Below are 19,681 nucleotides of genomic sequence, written 5' to 3'. Positions count from 1 at the left end.
AAGAACACGTTATGCCAAAGCACTTAAATATATTTTTAGCAATTCTGGGATTGTCACAGCTTGTTCAAGCCCAGGATGAGGAAAAGGACGATATCGGAACCGAGACGGTGACTGTAACCAAAGCCTATACTCCAACAATTTCCGATGCTTTTAAGATTAAATCCATTCCCAATTTGAATGATTCAATCGTTCTTCAAAAGAAGAAAATTGAGTATAATATTTTCTCGGTACCTGTCGCGTCGACCTTTACACCAGCAAAAGGTAAAGCCTCGGCTGTAAAGAAAATGCCACCACCAGAATTATACAACTCGTATGCTTCTGCAGGTGCAGGAAACCCAAGCAATGCCATGGCTAAATTTTATACAAGCCGAGCAATAAATAGGGATGAACGATTGGATTTGGGTTTCAATCATAATTCTTCAAGGGCAACAATTGATGGTGTGGATTTGGAAAGCAAGTATTCAAATACAGAAGTCGATGCATCCTATTCGAAAAGAGATAGAGACATGAGTTGGGGTGCAAACGTTGACCTTCAACATCAATTGTATAATTGGTATGGGCTCCCAGCTGGTGTATTTGATTTGACCACTATTGGTGGTATTGATGAAAGACAAAACTATTTTATGGGCGAACTAGGTGCGAATATTAATGTTGAAGATGCTTATTTCAAAGACGCCAAAATTAAGTATAGAAGATTTTGGGACGCTGTTGAATCTGGTGAGAATAGAGCAATTTTTGGCACAGGCTTGGAGTTTCCAGTAGGTGATGAATCTTTTGGGATAAATATTAATATGGATTACGTTGGGGGTAGTTTTGCAAATGCCAATGTAAATAGTATATCAAATGCGGGTGAAATTAAGTACAGTAACTTTCAAGTAGGACTTAACCCAACCTTGAGTATGTTAAGAGATGATCTTACGCTAAACCTTGGGGTTAATATTGTTTACGGACTCGATATGGAAAACAGCGAAAGCAATTTTTATGTCTACCCGGCCGTAACGGCTTCGTATCGATTATTGGATGATACGGTTATCGCTTATGGAGGTATTGAAGGTGAATTGAAACAAAATTCATATCATGGTTTTGTAGAGGATAACCCTTTTATTTCCCCAACACTTGATATTCAGCCTACAGATTCACAATACGATGCTTATATAGGTTTAAAAGGCCAGTTATTACCCAATTTAAGTTATAATATAAAAGGCTCGTATACGGCCGAGAATCGTAGTCCGTTGTTCAAGTTAAATCCTCAAAACAGTTTTAGGAATGATGAAAAAGGGTATTATTTTGGTAATTCTTTCGAGGTTTTTTATGATGATATAAAAACGTTGGGACTGTTTGGTGAACTAAATATTGATGTAAATCGAAATTTTACTTTAGGAATAAATGCCGAGGTTTATGAGTATGATACTGAGACCAATAACCCAGCATGGAATTTGCCCAATTTAAAAGGTTCCTTGTTCATGGATTATCAAATAAATGAACAATGGTACATGGGAGTCAATCTATTTTATATTGGCGAACGCGAGGATTTTTCTACTATAGTGGTTCAAAATCCGCCCCCGACCGGTATAGATGCTACACGAATAATCCTGGATAGTTATTTTGATGCCAATGCTCATGTTGGTTATAGGGTAAATGACCAACTATCAATTTTTGTGAAGGCCGCTAATATTGCAAATAACAATTATCAAAAATGGGCGAATTATCCTGTTCAAGGCTTCCAAATTCTAGGTGGTGCTACTTATAAATTTGATTTTTAGAAGATTACCGCCTATCAAGATTGAATTTATTCGAAACCTATAGTTCATGTTAATCTGCTGGAATTGTTTGAAAGGTCAATCATTTGGGATTCTATTTAACATACAAATATGATTATACCATAGCTCAATTGGAATTTGTTACTTTAGAAGTGATATATCAAATTAAGGTGCTTTTGCTTAATCATATAAGACATATAGTTTTGGTTTTGTGCATGATATGCGCACCTAATACTTTTGCACAAAACCTTATCAAAAACCCAAGTTTTGAAAAATTCGATAAATGCCCTGATCAATTGGGCAACTTTGATTCGGATGTTCAAAATTGGTCGTCCCCAACAATAGGATCAACTGATTACTTTAACGGTTGCAGTATAGCTATGGGAACCCCAAAAAATTTCAATGGTTCTCAGCCTGCCGATTTTGGTGTCGGTTATGCGGGACTCTATCTTTATGCCCCTGATGATTATCGTGAATACCTGCAGGCGGAATTATCCCAAACTTTGGAAAAAGGAAAAAAGTATAAAATATCTTTTTATGTAAGCCTTGCGGAGCGTTCCGATTTTGCCATAAAAGAATTTGGGGTATTGTTTTCCGAAAACAAATTACATTTTCCCATTAGAAAAGAACTCTCGAAAATGCATTTGTACAGGGATAAAAAAAATGAATACAACACTCTGGAAATTAGCTCTTCAAATTTCTTAGAGGATACCAAAGAGTGGGTTCTGCTTGAAAAACGATTTAATGCAAAGGGCACCGAAAACTATATTACCCTGGGAAATTTCAAGAATAATAAGCGAACGAGAAGATTTAAGACAAAGCGTAATGCAAAACAAGGTTCTTATTATTATATAGATATGGTACTTCTGGAATCGGCTGAGCCTGCTGATTTTGTTCAAAACCCAACGGCGATTAGGAATAATGATAGAAACTTAATTGTGTTGAATGAAACTCACTTATTTGAAAATGTCTTATTTCATTTCGACAAATACGATTTACTTGGACAAGCCAAAAATGAATTGGATCGGGTCTACCGAATTTTAGAGAATGACTCAAGTTTATCTATTTCCATCTACGGCCATACTGATTCCGTTGGCGCAGAGAGTTATAACCTTGAATTATCAAAATTAAGGGCAAAATCTGTTGCTAATTATTTCGTTGAACTTGGTCTATCTTCAAATCGGATAAAGTCAACGGGAAAAGGGAGCTCGGAACCAATCGCTAGCAACGCTTCCGAGAATGGTAGAAAGATGAACAGACGTGTTGAGTTTGTTCTCTCCAACAAAAAAATAGATCATTAATAGTCAGAATACTCCGTAGGATATAGGAATGTAATGTCTATATGAGAAACATTATTTTGGTATTTAGACATTGAAGATAACTCTTTCCATTTTGGGGCAACTCTAAAAGCATCCCAATGTTTATCTCTGCTTTCTTTATTTGTAAAGGTGGTCATGTACATTAAATTGGGCATTTTGTCTCCTGAAAGCACTTCCGCATAAAAAACTGCATTAAATCCTAATTCCTCAAAAAGAGTGACTTCACCTCCCGCGTTGAACATATCAACTTTATTTTTGAAAATAGTCTTCGTTGGCGACTCATAACTCCTTAACTCGTATATTCTATCTTTTCTTGATCCTTCGACTTTTGAAGGAGCCATTTTTGGCATATCATCAAAAGCCAACAAGATAGTTGAATTCAATCTTTCATAGGGTGGCTGTTTATAAGATGCCAAAATGTATTCTTTTCCTGATTCATTGTATAATTCATCTTTGTGCAAGTCTTGTTCCAAGCCGTAAAGTTTGTCCAGAGAGGAAAACGGAATCAAGACATAGATTTTATTAGATAGAACATAGTTGTTCGAATGCATTTTAAACACGCCAACATTCTGAATTCCCATTCTTTTTAGTGCTGGTAAATAAGCATTTTTCAAATAAGCATCCGTCATTGATTCCTGCTTCTCATTTGCAAGAGTATATGTTTGGAGCTGATAATATTCCTTTTGTTGATTTTGAGCGTGGATGATTGTTACAGTTCCTAGCAAGAACAATGCTAATGTTAGGGTCTTGAAGAAGGAATTTATTTTCATTTTCTTAATGCTAAGTGGTTCATTCAAACTTACTCATGATTATGCATAATTCCTATTTTTTCATTAAAAGAACTACCTAGCTTCACCTCTGCAGATCTAAATATGTACATTCGCTTATTACTTAATAATCATGTCCAGGCCAAATCGTTTTTCAATTGTTAACCCATCCAAAAGTCCCGTCTTTTATGGTTACGTGGTATTGGTTATCGGTACTATTGGTATTTATTTTAGTATTCCTGGACAAACAATAGGGGTATCTGTTTTTACGGACCCAGTGAAGGATGCACTAGGCTTATCGCGAAATCAGTTTAGCAATTCTTACATGATTGGCACGATTCTAAGCGCTTTGGTCATAGGCAGGGCGGGTATCTGGTTTGATAAATATGGAGCTCGTTATGTTGCTTTTTTTGCGGCGTTGACCTTGGCCTTCTCACTTTGGTTGTGCTCCTGGTCGGCCAATATGAGCAATTTTATAAAGGAATTCTTGAACTTGGATTCTTGGACGGTACCTTTCGTTCTCATGACCATACTTTTTTTTATGCTTCGTTTTTCTGGACAGGGTGTATTGACCATGGCCTCACGAAATATGATTATGATCTGGTTCGATAAGAATAGGGGAAAGGTCAATGCTGTAAGTAGTGTTGCCATTTCATTTGGATTTTCATCATCACCTTTGTGGATTGATTATTTGATAGAAGGAAATAGTTGGGAAGTCACCTGGAAAATCTTGGCATTGGGTCTTTTAGTATTTAGTTTTTTTGTGTTGCAATTATACAAGAATAGACCAGAAGATCACGGTCTATTACCTGATGGAGCTTCGAAAGTAATTGAAGCTGATGTTGATTCAATGGCTCTAGGAAAGCAATTCACGCTAAAAGAAGCAAAAGGAACCCGTGCTTTTTGGATGTACGGGTTAATCCTGGCCTTTAATAGTTTTTTTATAACAGGTCTTACGTTTCACGTCGTATCTATTTTCGCCAGTGAAGGTTATCCAAAATCAGATGCTATTTCAATATTTTTGCCAGGGTCGGTAGTGGCAGTAACTATTTCTACAATATTTAATTTTTTAAGCGATTACTTACAACTAAAATGGTATTTGTATTTGATGATTTTGGGAGGTATCGTAGCTTCAATTGGTTTCTTGTATTTACCCACTCCATTTGGTATACCCTTATTAATTGCCGGCTTTGGAATTATGGGAGGATTCTTTGCCGTTCTCAACGCCATTGTTTGGCCCCGGTTTTTTGGGCGGAATAACCTTGGTGCCATTACAGGTAAGATAATGGGGTTTCTCATTTTAGCAAGCGCTTTGGCACCTCCTATCTTTAGTTTGTGTTTTTCAACTTTTGGGTCGTATAAACTATTGGGCTATTTAGGTCTTACTTTCATGATTTTTATGGCGGTCGGTTCTTTGAAAGCTGATAATCCACAATAGTTTTAGTTCTTATGTCAATAAAAACAGCATAAATTATTTATTTACAGCACATTACGATTTAAAAAGGCCATGGTTACATTTATTGGCACTATATTTGTTTTACGATAAGTAATTAATTTAAATTTTAACAATGAACAAAGGAACAGTAAAGTTCTTCAATAACGCCAAAGGATTTGGTTTTATAACTGAAGAAGGCGTTGACAAAGATCATTTTGTACACGTATCTGGATTAGTAGACGAAATTCGTGAAGGCGATGAAGTTGAATTTGATCTACAAGAAGGTAATAAAGGATTAAATGCGGTAAACGTAAAAGTTATTTAATAGATACTTTTTAATTTTTTAAGATAGGAGCCCTAACAGAAATGTAAGGGCTTTTTTTATTTATTGCTTTTTTTATTCTGTAAATTGCTGGTTGAATTCTTCCAGAGAAAACCGTCAACTCAAAAGATGAAAATCAAATACACTCTTTTCTTAGTTTCTTTAATTCTAATTATTGGGTGTAAAGCTCAAAACAGCACTAATTCTTCTTTTGAATCCGAAAATTTAAGAATTAAACAATTAACTGAAAATACCTATGTACATATCTCATACCTTGAGACTGATACCTGGGGGAAAGTCCCTTGCAAAGGAATGATAGTTACTGATAATGGTGAGGCAATTGTTTTCGATACTCCTACGAATGATGTGGCTTCAGTAGAATTACTTAATTGGTTAAAGAACGATTTAAAATATCAGGTCAATGCTGTTGTTGCAACCCATTTTCATGTTGATTGTATTGGAGGTTTAAAAGAGTTTCATAAAAATAATATTCCTTCATACGCGACCAATATGACCATTGATTTGATGAAAAATGGTGTAGTTCCAGAAAACGGATTTGATAAGTATCTAGAACTAAAAGTAGGGAACAAAAAGGTTGTAAGCCAGTATTTTGGCGGAGGACATACCTCGGATAATATTGTGGGATACTTTTCTTCGGAAAAAGTGTTGTTTGGAGGGTGCTTGGTAAAGTCGATTGGAGCCGGAAAAGGAAACCTTGAAGATGCCGATGTACAAGCATGGTCAAAAACAGTTGAAAATGTCAAGAAACAGTTTAAGAAGGTTGAGGTTGTAATACCAGGGCATGGGGAAGCTGGGAACGCTGGACTACTTGACTATACTATTGAATTATTTAAACAAGAATGAATTAATGGGCTTGGAACCAAGAATAGCGACGTTGCCGCCAAAGAAATTGGCTGGCGTAAGTATTGGAATGTCATTGGTGAATAACAGAACTTTTGAATTATGGAGCAGTGTCATGCCTAAATTGATCAAAATGGGGTATAAAACTTCAGATGATAAATATTCATTGCAAGTTTATCCGAAATCTTATTTCGATAGTTTTAATCCATTAACTGAATTTGTTAAATGGGCCTTAATTGAGATTGATGAAAACACTGATGTTCCGGATGGCATGGAACTGTTTATCATCTGAAGGTTTATATGCCGTTTTTGATTACAAAGGTTCTAGTGAGGTCCACAAGTTTATTCAATACATTTATACATCTTGGTTACCAAACTCAGAATACAAACTTGATCACAGACCTCATTTTGAAGTGTTAGGCGAAAAGTACAAGAACAATGATCCAAATTCTGAAGAAGAAATTTGGATTCCAATACAACGAGAATAAAGTAATTCAAAAAACGAATAATATGATCTTGAAAATCAAAATCGCGAAACTATTCCCTCTTTTGTTAACTCTGATATTGCTGCTGGCAAATACTGTAAGATCTCAAGGTTTTGAGGGTTACTATCAATACCCTGATGTACACGGGAATAAAGTCGTTTTTGCTGCGGAAGGCGATATTTGGACTGTTCCTTTATCCGGCGGATTGGCTTATAAACTTACTACTCATGCAGAGGAAGAAAGGTATCCGGCTATTTCACCAGATGGTAAAATGATTGCATTTTCAGCAAGTTATGAAGGACCAACGGAGATTTATTCGATGCCGATAGATGGTGGACTACCGATAAGATGGACCTATGAGAGTGATTTCTCAAGAACTAACGGATGGACCCCAGACGGAAAGATAGTTTATGATACACGCGCTTTTGCAACATTGCCCGATAGGCAATTAGTGACAATAGATATTAAAACCAAGAAAAAAGTAAGGGTGCCACTGAGTCAGGCAAGTGAAGCTTCCTTTGATGCTTCTGGTAATACGGTCTTTTTTGTAAGGCCTTCGGACCATGGTAATGTAACCAAACGATATAAAGGGGGTACGGCAAGGCAAATTTGGAAATTCACCAATGAGTCTACAGAAGCAATTCAATTGACAAAAGGATATGCTGGTGAAAGTCATCATCCCATGTGGTTTAATGCTCGAGTTTATTTTATAACCGATCGCGATGGTATCATGAATATCTGGTCTATTGATGAAAATGGAAATGATTTGAAACAACATACTGACCATACCGATTTTGATGTTCGTTATGCCAATCTTCACAAGGGTAACATTGTTTATCAAATAGGAGCTGATATTTGGCACTACAATATTCAGAATAATAACAAGAAAAAAATCAATATTAAACTTACTTCGGATCTAGACCAATTAAGGGAAAAATGGGTTGAAAATCCATCAAAATATATAACATCGGTAAATCCAGATAAGAAAGGTGAACGTATTGTTATTACTGCTAGAGGAAGGGCCTTTGTCGCTCCAGTGAAGTCAGGCAGACTTGTTGAGTTTACCGATAAGAAGAATGTGAGGTTTAGAGATGCGGTGTTTTCTTCAGACGGGAAAAAGGTATACACACTTTCCGATGAAAGTGGAGAATTTGAATTTGTAAGTATGCCCAGCAACGGGGTAGGGTCACACGAAGCAATAACGAATAATGGTAAGGTACTTAGATATGCTGGAAAACCTTCGCCAGATGGTAAATGGTTAGCCTATGATGACTTAATGGGTAATATGTTTGTACTTAATATTGCAACAGGGTCGAGTAAAAAAATATCAACCAAAGAAGAAGGTATTTACTCCTTTTCGTGGTCACCAGATAGTAAATGGATTGCTTTTGTACAGGTTGCAGACAATACGATGGCTCAGATTTATTTATATGGTTTGTCTTCGGGAGCTTCCTTTCCAATAACCACGGATAGAGCAAATAGTAATTACCCGGCATGGAGCCCAGATGGAAAGTTCATTTATTTCCTTTCTGACAGAAATTTTACCACCCTTGTGGGTAGTCCCTGGGGGCCCAGACAGCCTGAACCTTATTTTGATGCCAGCGAGAAGTTATACCATATCGCACTACAGAAGGGAACAAGGTCTCCTTTTAGAGCTAAAGATGAGCTGGCTCCAGTAGAGAAAAAAGAGGATAAAGAGGATGGGAGTAATTCGGTAGCAGTTAAGGTGGATCGCGATGGCATACAAGAAAGAATTGAAGAGGTCCCTTTAAAACCTGGTAATTATAGAGGATTGGCCGTTACTAAAAAAGCGGTCTATTTAATGTCCAGAGAAACAGGGGTTGATGCTAAAACACATCTAGGAGTATTGAAAATTGATAATGAAGATGTGAAATTGAAGACTATGATGGAGGATGTCCGAAGTTTTGGCCTGACAGGGGACACAAAACAGCTTTTGGTAAGACAAAAGAACAATTTTTATATGGTGGATGCGGGCACCGGGAAAGTAAGTGATTTAGCAGATAAAAAAATAGATTTAAGCGGATGGAAATTTGCTATTACTCCACAAGAAGATTGGAAACAGATTTTTAGAGATGCATGGCGTATGGAGCGAGACTATTTCTATGACAAGAACATGCATGGTGTAAATTGGAAGGCAATGCATGATAAATATTATGCACTAATTGATAGAATAACTACAAGAAACGAGTTGTCTGATTTGATAGGTAGGTTTGTTGGTGAATTGGCAGCCCTACATACGAGTGTTAGGGGAGGAGATGTGCGAGGAGATTCTAAAAACATATCTGTAGCAGATTTAGGTGCACGATTTAGTAGAGATGAGGCAAATGGTGGTTTTAGAATCGAGCATATTTACAGGGCAGATCCTGATTATCCTGATGAGAAATCTCCATTGGACGACCCTTTTCTTGATATTCGAGTTGGCGATGTAATCACAGGTATTAATGGAAAACAGGCATTATCGGCAGTTGATATAGGTGAGTTGATTCGAAATCAACAAGGCAAACAAGTGAGAATAGAAATAAAACGAGGAACGGTCAAAAAAAATGTAATTGTAAAACCAATTGGCAGTACATATCGTTTGCGTTATCGCGATTGGGAATACTCGCGCCGCTTAGCTGTAGAAAAAGCAACGGAAAGTAAAATAGGATATGTGCATTTGCAGGCTATGGGTAGTAGTGATTTAAATCAATGGTACAGAGAGTTTTATCCAGTTTTTGATAGGCCTGGTTTGATTATTGACGTTCGTCATAATAGAGGCGGTAATATTGAAAGTTTTATTCTAGAAAAATTGCTTAGAAAGGCTTGGATGTATTGGAAATCAAGATCGGGAAAGCCATATTGGAATATGCAATACGCCTTTAGGGGTCATATTGTTGTTTTGGTAAACGGTAACACGGCATCAGATGGTGAAGCCTTTGCAGACGGTTTTAAAAAGCTGAATCTTGGTACTGCGATTGGCACCCGTACCTGGGGAGGTGAAATTTGGTTGAGTGGGGTAAATAGACTCAGCGATGGTGGTATAGCTCGGGCGCCTATGATGGGCGTTTATGGTCCCGATGGGGATTGGTTGATTGAGGGACATGGTTTTGAACCGGACATCGTTGTGGATAACCTGCCGCATGCCACTTTCAATGGTAAAGACGCACAATTGGATGCAGCAATAGAACATTTAGAAAAATTAATTGCTAAGGATCCTAGACAAGTACCCAACCCACCAGCCTACCCAGATAAATCATTCAATAATAAATAATATGAATTTTAGGAGTAGCTTTGATTTTAAAACCACGTAACTTGCAGAAAATCAATTATAAATGATGGATGTAAACTTTGCAGTACTTATTGATGGTGACAATATTCCTTCCGCTAATGTAAAAGAGATGATGGAAGAAATTGCCAAATACGGTAACCCTACCATAAAGCGCATTTATGGTGACTGGACAAATCCGCGCCTTAACAAATGGAAGGCTGTTCTTTTGGAAAATGCCATTACTCCCATACAACAATACGGTTATACCAGCGGTAAGAACGCCACGGATTCTGCTATGATCATCGATGCCATGGATATTTTGTATTCGGGCAAGGTAAATGGTTTTTGTTTAGTAAGTAGTGACAGTGACTTTACACGTTTGGCAACACGGTTACGTGAAGCCGGAATGCAGGTTTTTGGCATTGGTGAGAAGAAAACACCCGATCCGTTCATTGTGGCTTGCGACAAATTCATTTATATAGAGATTCTTAAGAATCAGTCCGAGGAGACCTCAGTAAATACTGATGATGAAAAGTCCAAAGGCCAGAATACCATTGATAAGATTACAACAAAGGAAATTCGTTTTATAACAAGCACAATAACCGATGTTGCAGATGATGATGGTTGGGCGTTTTTAGGTGATGTTGGGAGCTTGTTGCAAAAAAGACATCCAAATTTTGATTCAAGAAACTATGGTTTTCAGAAACTTACACCGCTAATAGGGTCTATAAAGAATTTTGAATTGGAACGTCGTGAGGATTCCCGTGGTCGGAAAAAGCTGATTTATGTGAAAATCAAGGAAAACAGATCTTCTAAACCCCGAAAGAAATAATACTTTGATTTAAGGTCGAAAATAAGATACATCTGACAACTCTATTTCGTAATTTTACGTATATATTCAGTACTTAAAACATTAAACATTATCATATGAAATCTATTGCGAGAAAGTTCCAAATTTTAGTGATTGCTACATGCTTACTTGGTATTACTGCTGCATCGGCCAATACAACCAATGAGAAGAATAAAGTGAATTTTTCAATCCCTGCGGATGAGGTCACAGGAGCTTGGGAGTATACTGTGGAGAATGTTCCTTATGAATATAGTAAAGGAGTCTTGATGATATCTAAAGAAAATAAAGAATATATAGTTAAAGTGCAGCTGCAACATGGTGCAATCAATGCTGAAAATGTAAAGGTCAAGGATAACGTAATAACTTTCACTGTAAATGTGGAAGGCTCAAATGTTTCAGTCACTTTAAATGTTGATGGTGACAAGATGAGTGGAGAAAGTAGTTCTTACGATGGTAATTTTGCCATTGAGGGCAAGAGAATGCAACCCGAATAATCTATCTTTTTTAAAAAATTTAAATCCAAGAAATTCATTTATAGAATTTCTTGGATTTTTTTTAGAACGGTTTTCTATAAATGAACTGATTATTGGAAAGCACGTAGTAATTCTTATTTTTGGGTAAATACCTTATCCATGAAAAATCTAATTTTACTTTTTGTATGTGTACTCTCCGTAACTATTGCCTATAGTCAAAAATTGAATGAAAAGCAGTTGGGTGAGTTGGCTGCTAAACATACTCTAAAATCATTCCCGTTACTAAAAGATATTCTTAGTATTCCTAATGATGCCTTTTATCCAGATGATATAGAAGAGAACGTAAAATGGTGTGAGAAATCGTTCATCAAGCGAAATTTCACGACCACAAGAATTCCGACAGAAACAGTCCCTCTTTTGTTGGCAGAGCGGAAACATAAAAATGCAAAGAAAACCGTTTTGATTTATCTTCAGATTGATGGACAACCTATAGATTCTACCCGATGGTTTCAATCTAGTCCATATAGTCCAACATTAAAAAGAAAAAATACCACAGGTGAGTGGTCAGAAATTCCTTGGAATAAAATTGAAGAATATGAAGATGATTGGCGGGTGTTTGCAAGATCGGCTTCAGATGCCAAAGGCCCAGTAGCAATGTTTCTTGCAGCATTGGACGCTATTGAGGAAAGAAAGATTTACCCTAATTACAACATAAAGGTTATAATGGATTTTGAGGAGGAATTGGGTTCTCCGCAGTTGCCAAAAGCTGTAATCAATAATACTGAATTGCTTGCCGCGGATATGTTGATAATTTTTGATGGTCCTAGACATATAACGAATAAACCAACATTGACTTTCGGTGCAAGAGGAATCGCTACAATCACGTTGACCACATATGGTCCAGTTGTACCACAACACAGTGGTCATTTCGGAAATTATGCACCAAACCCAGCATTGCGATTGTCTAAGCTTTTGGCTGGGATGAAAGATGATTATGGTCGTGTGGTTATTCCTAGTTTTTATGATGGAATTTCTATTGATGCTGAAACGAGTAAGGTTTTAAGAGCAGTGCCTGATAATGAGGAAGAAATTCGAGATAGATTACAATTGGGAAGTGTTGATAGAGTCGGAAATAATTATCAAGAAGCCATTCAATACCCCTCTTTGAATATTAGGGGAATGCAATCAGGATGGATAGATGAAAAAGTGAGGACCATTATTCCAGGATGGGCCAGGGCAGAAATTGACGTTCGTCTGGTACTTGAATCAGACCCAAATAGATTAATTGGGTTGATAAGAAATCATATAGAAGACCAAGGTTATTTTGTAATAAACAAAGTTCCAACAAAAGTAGAGCGCATGGCACACGAGAAGATTGCGACTTTCAATCATGAAATTTCGTATCAATCTTTTAGAACAGATTTTGACTCGGAAGTTGGGCTGTGGCTTCAAAGGGCCTTGAAAAAGGCATTTAACGAAGATCCCATAATGATACGAATGAGTGGCGGTTCAATTCCCATTTCTCCTTTTGTGACCACATTGAATATTCCTGCTGTTACCGTGCCAACGGTGAATAGAGATAACAACCAACATAGCCCTAATGAAAATTTACGATTGGGTAATTATCGGGAAGGTATTAAAACCATGATTGCTATTTTAAACGAAAAGTTATAGCGTTTAGGAATAAGTTACCATATAAAAAAGCCGAAGAATTAACTTCGGCTTTTGATTTTCTTTTTCAAAGTAACTTTTTTCTACATCATAATAGGAAGAGAAACTCTAGTGGTTCCCCATGCCATTACCAAATGTGCACCTCCCTCAACTTCTTTAAAAGCAATTGAGAAGGCATCAAGAGATTCAGAATCAGTGCTTGCCTTTGCCTGTGCTCTGGCAACATCAGCTTTTTTACTATAAGAATAAGCTCCCCATTGGTTTAGGTTATTGTTTAAAATTACCGTCCATTCGTTTTTGCCAGGAATGGTAAATAGTGAATAAGTACCCGCCTTTACATCTGCATCACCGATTTTTGCATCTTTATACAACGTGATTTCAACAGCTTCATTGGCACCGGTTCTCCAAACTTCTCCCGCAGGAGCTAATTCAGAAACGGATCGTCCTTTTAATTGAGGTCTACTATAGGTTACCCTAACAGCTTTATCGGCTATTTTGTAGCTAGATGGGTATGTGGCCATATCCATCGGACTTTTGTCCAAACCACTGAATTTTTGGGCAGAAACATTTGTAGTGAATACCAAGGCTAGCATTAAAATAGAAAGTGCAAATAAATTTTTCATAATTGTGTTTGTTTTTTGTAATTCAAATCTAAGTAGTAATACATTCATTGATACTTAAAAAGTCGTTAAAATTATCCCAACTTACAGAATGAACAGATATCATTTGTTTTTTCGTAATTCAATTTCAATATTTTGTTTTATTACTCGTAAATATGTTAATGTGAAAGTAATAAGTGTAGATATGTTTTATGAATGATAGTTTAATTGCATCTTTGCTTTTAAATTGATATAAATATTAAGTTATGTGTGGAATTGTATGTGCATTTGATGTTAAGGAAAGCACGGATGTTTTAAGACCTCAATTGTTGGAGATGTCCAAGAAAGTTAGGCATAGAGGGCCAGATTGGAGCGGCATTTATGCGGATGAAAAAGCCATTTTGGCGCATGAAAGATTGGCGATTGTTGACCCGGCTTCTGGTAAACAACCACTTTTTAGTGAAGACGGAAAGTTGGTTTTGGCTGCAAATGGCGAAATATATAATCATAGAGAGTTACGTAAACAATTTGAAGGGAAATATAATTTTCAAACTGAATCCGATTGTGAAGTTATATTGGCTTTGTATGAAGAAAAAGGTGTTGATTTTATTGATGAAATGAATGGCATTTTTGGTTTCGCAATTTATGATGCTGAGAAAGACGAATATTTTATTGCTCGTGATCATATGGGTATTATACCTTTATACATGGGTTGGGATAAGAACGGCACTTTTTATGTGGCTTCTGAATTAAAGGCATTGGAAAGTGTTTGTACCAAAATAGAATTATTTCCTCCCGGGCATTATATGCATAGTAGTGATGGTGAGCTTAAAAAATGGTATTCCCGTGACTGGATGGAATATGATGCCGTAAAAGAAAACGAGACCAGTATACAAGAAATCAAAAAAGCTTTGGAAGATGCAGTTCACAGACAACTAATGTCTGATGTGCCGTATGGTGTATTACTTTCTGGTGGGTTGGATTCATCAGTGACTTCAGCAATTGCGAAGAAATATGCTCAAAAACGAGTTGAATCAGATGATACAACAGAGGCATGGTGGCCACAATTACACTCTTTTTCTGTTGGATTGGACGGTTCACCTGATTTAGCTGCCGCACAAAAAGTAGCGGATCATATTGGTACCGTACATCATGAAATCAAGTTTACCATTCAAGAAGGGTTAGATGCCATAAAAGATGTTGTTTATAACCTCGAAACATATGATATAACCACTATTAGGGCCTCGACGCCAATGTATCTTATGGCTAGGGTAATAAAGTCTATGGGAATTAAAATGGTGCTTTCTGGGGAAGGTGCGGACGAGTTGTTTGGAGGATACCTATACTTTCATAAGGCTCCAAGCCCAAAAGATTTTCATGAAGAGACAGTTCGTAAATTGGATAAACTACACATGTACGATTGCTTGAGGGCGAACAAATCTTTGGCTGCATGGGGAATAGAAGGTCGTGTGCCATTCTTGGATAAAGAATTTATGGATGTTGCCATGCGCATCAATCCAAAAGATAAAATGATCAATGGTGAACGAATGGAAAAATGGGTGGTCAGAAAAGCCTTTGAAGATATGTTGCCTGAAAGTGTAGCTTGGAGACAAAAAGAACAATTCTCTGATGGAGTTGGTTATAGCTGGATTGATACTTTGAAGGAGGTAGTTGACACTGAAGTTTCAGATGAGCAGTTGGCAAATGCAAAGTTCCGCTTTCCTTTACAGACACCAACTACAAAAGAGGAGTTTTACTATCGTTCAATATTTGAGCAACATTTCCCATCAGATGCAGCAGCTTTATGTGTGCCACAAGAACCTTCAGTGGCTTGTAGTACTAAAATAGCGCTGGAATGGGACGAAGCCTTCAAAAACATGAATGACCCTTCTGGCAGGGCAGTTGCCAATGTGCATGATGATGCATATTAAATTGACCAACTAAAAGGGTTTACGACAATTCTGTTTTTCTATCTATTGATAGTTACAGTTTTATTTAATTAGTCAGTAAGAAGTGTCTCCAAGGAGGCACTTCTTTTTTGTTCAAAATCTGCCTTATTGGCAATACTTATCTCAATCTAAAATCCAAATAATCAAGTCAATATTTTCCACAATTTTTGTTGATAACTTCATGGTTTAAAAAAGGTCAGAAACCCATATTGCATAGGGTATTGGTTATATTTGTGAGATTGCTAAAATTTTAATGATCAGAACAAATTAATTTATGAGCGAAGAAGCAAATAAAAAGAATTATTCGGCCGATAGTATTCAGGCACTTGAAGGGATGGAGCATGTTAGAATGCGACCTTCAATGTATATCGGTGACGTTGGTGTTCGAGGATTGCACCATTTGGTTTATGAAGTGGTTGACAATTCAATCGATGAGGCAATGGGAGGACATTGCGATAGGATCGATGTGACCATTAATGAGGACAATTCTATTACAACTAGAGATAATGGCCGGGGAATTCCGGTTGATTTACATAAAAAAGAAGGCGTATCTGCACTAGAGGTTGTTATGACCAAGATTGGCGCAGGTGGTAAATTTGATAAGGATTCCTATAAAGTGTCTGGTGGTTTGCACGGGGTTGGGGTTTCCTGTGTGAATGCACTGTCAGACCATCTTAAAGCTACAGTTTTCAGAGATGGTAAGATCTGGGAGCAAGAATACGAAAGGGGTAAATCTCTTTATCCTGTTAAAAGTGTTGGGGAAACGAAGGAAAGAGGAACTGAGGTTACTTTTCATCCAGACACCACCATATTTACCCAAACCATAGAATATAGTTATGAAACTTTGTCAAATAGAATGCGTGAGCTTTCGTATTTGAATAAAGGGGTAACCATTTCTATTACTGATAAACGACAAAAAGACGAAAAAGGAGAATTTGTTAGTGAATCTTTTGTCTCCACCGAAGGCTTAAAGGAATTTGTTCGGTTTTTGGATGGTAATCGAGAAGCATTGACCCAAGGGGTTATCTCTATGGAAGGAGAGAAAAATGGAATTCCGGTTGAAGTGGCAATGGTGTATAATACCTCTTATACTGAGAACCTTCATTCTTATGTGAACAATATCAATACCCATGAGGGAGGTACACATTTGTCAGGTTTCAGAAGAGGATTAACAAGCACCTTGAAGAAGTATGCCGATGCTTCAGGAATGTTAGATAAACTAAAATTTGAAGTCCAAGGAGATGACTTTAGAGAGGGATTAACTGCTATTGTATCGGTTAAGGTAGCTGAACCCCAATTTGAAGGCCAAACCAAGACAAAATTGGGTAATAGGGAGGTTTCTTCAGCAGTTAGTCAATCTGTGTCCGAAATGTTGACTAATTACTTGGAAGAACACCCAGACGATGCTAAAATAATAGTCCAAAAAGTAATTTTGGCTGCACAAGCAAGACATGCTGCTACTAAGGCTCGTGAAATGGTGCAGCGTAAAACGGTAATGAGTATTGGTGGCTTGCCAGGAAAATTATCCGATTGCTCCGATCAAGATCCGGTTAACTGTGAGGTATTCCTGGTTGAGGGAGATTCGGCCGGAGGTACGGCCAAACAAGGACGTGATAGAAACTTTCAGGCAATTTTACCGCTTAGAGGTAAGATTCTGAATGTGGAAAAAGCAATGCAGCATAAGGTTTTTGAAAATGAAGAAATCAAGAATATTTATACTGCGCTTGGTGTTACTATTGGTACCGAAGAAGATAGTAAAGCATTGAACCTTGAAAAACTGAGATATCATAAAGTAGTTATTATGTGTGATGCCGACGTTGATGGTAGCCATATTGAAACATTGATTCTGACTTTCTTCTTCCGTTATATGAGGGAACTGATTGAAAATGGACATGTATATATAGCAACTCCACCTTTGTACTTGGTTAAAAAAGGAAGTAAAAAACGTTATGCTTGGTCAGATGAGGAGCGTGATGAAATTGCCGAGAGCTTTAATGGTAGTGTTGGGATTCAGCGTTACAAAGGTCTTGGGGAAATGAACGCAGAACAATTATGGGATACCACGATGAACCCTGAGTTTAGAACGCTCCGACAAATAACTATTGATAATGCCACTGAATCTGATAGGGTATTCTCTATGTTAATGGGAGATGAAGTACCTCCAAGAAGGGAATTTATTGAGAAAAATGCCGTTTATGCGAACATTGATGCATAAGAAATAGCACTTACACAACAAAAACTCTGACAGCAATGTCAGAGTTTTTAGTTTTAGGGAAAATTCAGACAAATGAAAAGAATAGTATCCCTATTTGCGATGGTTTGTAGTTTACAAGCTATGGCACAATCTAATATCAATGAAATTTTGGCAGCAGGCCTAAATGATGCGGAAAAGTTTACAACTGATTACCTCTCACCAACATCCGAAGGAATCATGTATAGTCTTTCAAGTGGATGGTACAATACCGCAGACGCCAAACCATTAGGTGGTTTTGAGATTTCAATTATCGGTAATATGTCTAATTTTAAGAATAAAGATGATAAAAAAGCTTTTGAATTAAATACAGCTGATTACGAAAATTTGCAATTTACAGATGGAAGCACATCAAAATTGGTCTCAACGTCCTTAGGCGATATTGAGGGTGTGAGTGTATTCATTGAAGATGAGAGCGGACTTGTAAGACAGGATTTGGATTTACCTTCAGGTTTGGCCTCAGAGGACATCAATTTTGTTCCTTCCGGTTTTATCCAAGCAAGTGTCGGTCTTATTAAGGGTACCGAGTTGAAAGCAAGGTTTTTACCCAAGATCAATACAGATGATTTTTCCATGGGAATGTATGGTGTTGGTATTCAGCATGAATTTACTAAGCACTTACCAGCTGATAAGATTTTACCTATTGCTATTTCTGCAGTTATCGGGTATACCCATTTAGATGCTTCTTATGATTTCACAAATTCGAATGTAATTGCGGGGCAGGATCAAAAACTCGAAGTGGATATCAATACATGGGCATTTCAAGCAGTTGTTTCTACTAAGTTGCCCATTATCAATTTTTATGGCGGCTTGGGGTATTTGTCAGGTAAGTCAACCACTGATGTTTTAGGAACATACGTGGTACAGTCAGGTCCTTTCCAGCAGACATATGTAGATCCCTTTTCAATTGACAAAGATACAAGCGGAATTACAGCAAATGTTGGGACCAAGCTAAAATTAGGATTCTTTAGGTTGCACGCGGATTATGCGGTGGCCGAATTCAATACATTATCGGTCGGAGTGAATTTTGGATTTAGGTAGAAAAACAATAATACTCATATAAAAAAAGCCTTGGCAGAAATGCCAAGGCTTTTTAGTTTGTATTTATGACTTAAGATTTATTCTCTTATTGCAAGAACATTGCCTTTGTTGTCCTCAAGGGTTGCGCGATCTTCAGATTCTTTCATTATAACCTTATCGTCTTCTTTATCCATTCCTGGGTATGAGATGGTATAAATGCCATCTTCTTGTTGCCATTTAAAATCTGTTTTGGCCACCACATTTCCGTTTTCCTTTATGTGATACCTTCCAAGATAGGCATCATTGAATATCCATTCGAAGCGAGTGGAAACCTTTCCGGTCTCACTATTGGTCAATGTGGATAAACTTGTCCAAATACCAATTACGGGATCATTGTTTTCTGGAATTCTTGAACAGTTGCTGGCAAGTATAATACTGACAATTGCAATAAATGAAAATAACTTTTTCATTAGTAGGTAAATATTGATTCGGGGTTAATATTTCTTGAACGGTATTATGTCTTTGGGTATTGTCTAAAATCGATGTATGGTTAAATATTTTGTAAATCTTCGTTGAAACGCTATTTTTTTTAACAAACCCTGCCTTTTATTGGTGGTTCAATACATTATTTAAAAAACGATTAAACTGATT

Annotated in this window: 17 protein-coding genes; 14 read left to right on the top strand and 3 right to left on the bottom strand. The window is 37.1% G+C overall.

The annotated features are described in order from the left end of the window. The first annotated feature begins 11 nt into the window (after window positions 1-11). Both FB2170_RS03190 and FB2170_RS03185 read left to right on the top strand, forming a co-directional pair. On the top strand, window positions 12-1,763 hold the full coding sequence (locus FB2170_RS03190; RefSeq protein ID WP_013305066.1) for a TonB-dependent receptor: 1,752 nt from the start codon (window positions 12-14) through the stop codon (window positions 1,761-1,763). 83 nt (window positions 1,764-1,846) lie between these two features. Continuing rightward, the gene (locus FB2170_RS03185; protein ID WP_013305065.1) at window positions 1,847-3,061 is read left to right on the top strand and encodes an OmpA family protein; all 1,215 of its coding nucleotides are present in this window, start codon (window positions 1,847-1,849) and stop codon (window positions 3,059-3,061) included. Here FB2170_RS03185 and FB2170_RS03180 read toward each other — a convergent pair. Continuing rightward, on the bottom strand, window positions 3,058-3,849 hold the full coding sequence (locus FB2170_RS03180; protein ID WP_013305064.1) for an NIPSNAP family protein: 792 nt from the start codon (window positions 3,847-3,849) through the stop codon (window positions 3,058-3,060). The two genes, FB2170_RS03185 and FB2170_RS03180, sit on opposite strands and share 4 nt — an antisense overlap. Before the next feature lie 130 nt (window positions 3,850-3,979). Between FB2170_RS03180 and FB2170_RS03175 the strand changes: the two genes are divergently transcribed. From FB2170_RS03175 to FB2170_RS03140, 9 genes are all read left to right on the top strand, one after another. Beyond that, entirely contained in the window at window positions 3,980-5,284 is a 1,305-nt protein-coding gene (locus tag FB2170_RS03175; protein WP_013305063.1) for an MFS transporter, read from the top strand. 130 nt (window positions 5,285-5,414) lie between these two features. Beyond that, window positions 5,415-5,606 (top strand): cold-shock protein, encoded by a 192-nt coding sequence (locus FB2170_RS03170; protein WP_013305062.1) that lies wholly within the window; start codon window positions 5,415-5,417, stop codon window positions 5,604-5,606. 126 nt (window positions 5,607-5,732) lie between these two features. Beyond that, the gene (gene bla, locus FB2170_RS03165; protein ID WP_013305061.1) at window positions 5,733-6,467 is read left to right on the top strand and encodes a subclass B1 metallo-beta-lactamase; all 735 of its coding nucleotides are present in this window, start codon (window positions 5,733-5,735) and stop codon (window positions 6,465-6,467) included. After that, window positions 6,406-6,756, top strand: a complete 351-nt coding sequence (locus tag FB2170_RS17535; protein ID WP_237701180.1) for a GyrI-like domain-containing protein — start codon at window positions 6,406-6,408, stop codon at window positions 6,754-6,756. The genes bla and FB2170_RS17535 overlap by 62 nt, the downstream gene beginning before the upstream one ends. Next, window positions 6,731-6,952, top strand: a complete 222-nt coding sequence (locus tag FB2170_RS17530) for a GyrI-like domain-containing protein (RefSeq protein WP_237701155.1) — start codon at window positions 6,731-6,733, stop codon at window positions 6,950-6,952. The genes FB2170_RS17535 and FB2170_RS17530 overlap by 26 nt, the downstream gene beginning before the upstream one ends. Before the next feature lie 22 nt (window positions 6,953-6,974). Beyond that, window positions 6,975-10,220 (top strand): S41 family peptidase, encoded by a 3,246-nt coding sequence (locus tag FB2170_RS03155; protein WP_013305060.1) that lies wholly within the window; start codon window positions 6,975-6,977, stop codon window positions 10,218-10,220. Between the two features lie 64 nt (window positions 10,221-10,284). After that, complete coding sequence (locus tag FB2170_RS03150; RefSeq protein ID WP_041633012.1) at window positions 10,285-11,049, top strand: NYN domain-containing protein; 765 nt, start codon at window positions 10,285-10,287, stop codon at window positions 11,047-11,049. Between the two features lie 95 nt (window positions 11,050-11,144). Beyond that, on the top strand, window positions 11,145-11,561 hold the full coding sequence (locus FB2170_RS03145) for a hypothetical protein (protein WP_013305058.1): 417 nt from the start codon (window positions 11,145-11,147) through the stop codon (window positions 11,559-11,561). Between the two features lie 138 nt (window positions 11,562-11,699). Beyond that, on the top strand, window positions 11,700-13,214 hold the full coding sequence (locus tag FB2170_RS03140; protein WP_013305057.1) for a M20/M25/M40 family metallo-hydrolase: 1,515 nt from the start codon (window positions 11,700-11,702) through the stop codon (window positions 13,212-13,214). An 80-nt stretch (window positions 13,215-13,294) separates the two neighbouring features. Here FB2170_RS03140 and FB2170_RS03135 read toward each other — a convergent pair whose 3' ends face one another. Further along, a complete protein-coding gene (locus tag FB2170_RS03135; RefSeq protein ID WP_041633011.1) occupies window positions 13,295-13,834 on the bottom strand; it encodes a DUF2911 domain-containing protein in 540 nt (179 codons plus the stop codon). A 242-nt stretch (window positions 13,835-14,076) separates the two neighbouring features. Between FB2170_RS03135 and asnB the strand changes: the two genes are divergently transcribed. The 3 genes from asnB (at window position 14,077) to FB2170_RS03120 (ending at window position 19,051) form a co-directional block, all read left to right on the top strand. Beyond that, on the top strand, window positions 14,077-15,741 hold the full coding sequence (gene asnB, locus FB2170_RS03130; RefSeq protein WP_013305055.1) for an asparagine synthase B: 1,665 nt from the start codon (window positions 14,077-14,079) through the stop codon (window positions 15,739-15,741). A 292-nt stretch (window positions 15,742-16,033) separates the two neighbouring features. After that, complete coding sequence (gyrB, locus tag FB2170_RS03125; RefSeq protein WP_013305054.1) at window positions 16,034-17,974, top strand: DNA topoisomerase (ATP-hydrolyzing) subunit B; 1,941 nt, start codon at window positions 16,034-16,036, stop codon at window positions 17,972-17,974. Between the two features lie 72 nt (window positions 17,975-18,046). Beyond that, on the top strand, window positions 18,047-19,051 hold the full coding sequence (locus tag FB2170_RS03120; RefSeq protein WP_013305053.1) for a DUF6588 family protein: 1,005 nt from the start codon (window positions 18,047-18,049) through the stop codon (window positions 19,049-19,051). Window positions 19,052-19,128: 77 nt separating this feature from the next. Here the strand turns inward: FB2170_RS03120 and FB2170_RS03115 are convergent, their stop codons facing one another. Beyond that, entirely contained in the window at window positions 19,129-19,500 is a 372-nt protein-coding gene (locus FB2170_RS03115; protein WP_013305052.1) for a hypothetical protein, read from the bottom strand. Window positions 19,501-19,681: the final 181 nt, after the last annotated feature.

The sequence above is a fragment of the Maribacter sp. HTCC2170 genome (assembly GCF_000153165.2).
Classification (GTDB): domain Bacteria; phylum Bacteroidota; class Bacteroidia; order Flavobacteriales; family Flavobacteriaceae; genus Maribacter_A.
Note: the sequence above shows the minus strand (reverse complement) of the source record. Positions and strands in the feature narration are given on the sequence as shown.

Coding starts and splice junctions, on each gene's coding strand:
- FB2170_RS03115 (WP_013305052.1), bottom strand. CDS start 19,500: ATGAAAAAGTTATTTTCATTTATTGCAATTGTCAGTATTATACTTGCC.
- FB2170_RS03170 (WP_013305062.1), top strand. CDS start 5,415: ATGAACAAAGGAACAGTAAAGTTCTTCAATAACGCCAAAGGATTTGGT.
- gyrB (WP_013305054.1), top strand. CDS start 16,034: ATGAGCGAAGAAGCAAATAAAAAGAATTATTCGGCCGATAGTATTCAG.
- FB2170_RS03150 (WP_041633012.1), top strand. CDS start 10,285: ATGGATGTAAACTTTGCAGTACTTATTGATGGTGACAATATTCCTTCC.
- bla (WP_013305061.1), top strand. CDS start 5,733: ATGAAAATCAAATACACTCTTTTCTTAGTTTCTTTAATTCTAATTATT.
- FB2170_RS17535 (WP_237701180.1), top strand. CDS start 6,406: ATGGGGAAGCTGGGAACGCTGGACTACTTGACTATACTATTGAATTAT.
- FB2170_RS03140 (WP_013305057.1), top strand. CDS start 11,700: ATGAAAAATCTAATTTTACTTTTTGTATGTGTACTCTCCGTAACTATT.
- FB2170_RS03135 (WP_041633011.1), bottom strand. CDS start 13,834: ATGAAAAATTTATTTGCACTTTCTATTTTAATGCTAGCCTTGGTATTC.
- FB2170_RS03120 (WP_013305053.1), top strand. CDS start 18,047: ATGAAAAGAATAGTATCCCTATTTGCGATGGTTTGTAGTTTACAAGCT.
- FB2170_RS03145 (WP_013305058.1), top strand. CDS start 11,145: ATGAAATCTATTGCGAGAAAGTTCCAAATTTTAGTGATTGCTACATGC.
- FB2170_RS03155 (WP_013305060.1), top strand. CDS start 6,975: ATGATCTTGAAAATCAAAATCGCGAAACTATTCCCTCTTTTGTTAACT.
- FB2170_RS03190 (WP_013305066.1), top strand. CDS start 12: ATGCCAAAGCACTTAAATATATTTTTAGCAATTCTGGGATTGTCACAG.
- asnB (WP_013305055.1), top strand. CDS start 14,077: ATGTGTGGAATTGTATGTGCATTTGATGTTAAGGAAAGCACGGATGTT.
- FB2170_RS03175 (WP_013305063.1), top strand. CDS start 3,980: ATGTCCAGGCCAAATCGTTTTTCAATTGTTAACCCATCCAAAAGTCCC.
- FB2170_RS03180 (WP_013305064.1), bottom strand. CDS start 3,849: ATGAAAATAAATTCCTTCTTCAAGACCCTAACATTAGCATTGTTCTTG.
- FB2170_RS17530 (WP_237701155.1), top strand. CDS start 6,731: ATGGCATGGAACTGTTTATCATCTGAAGGTTTATATGCCGTTTTTGAT.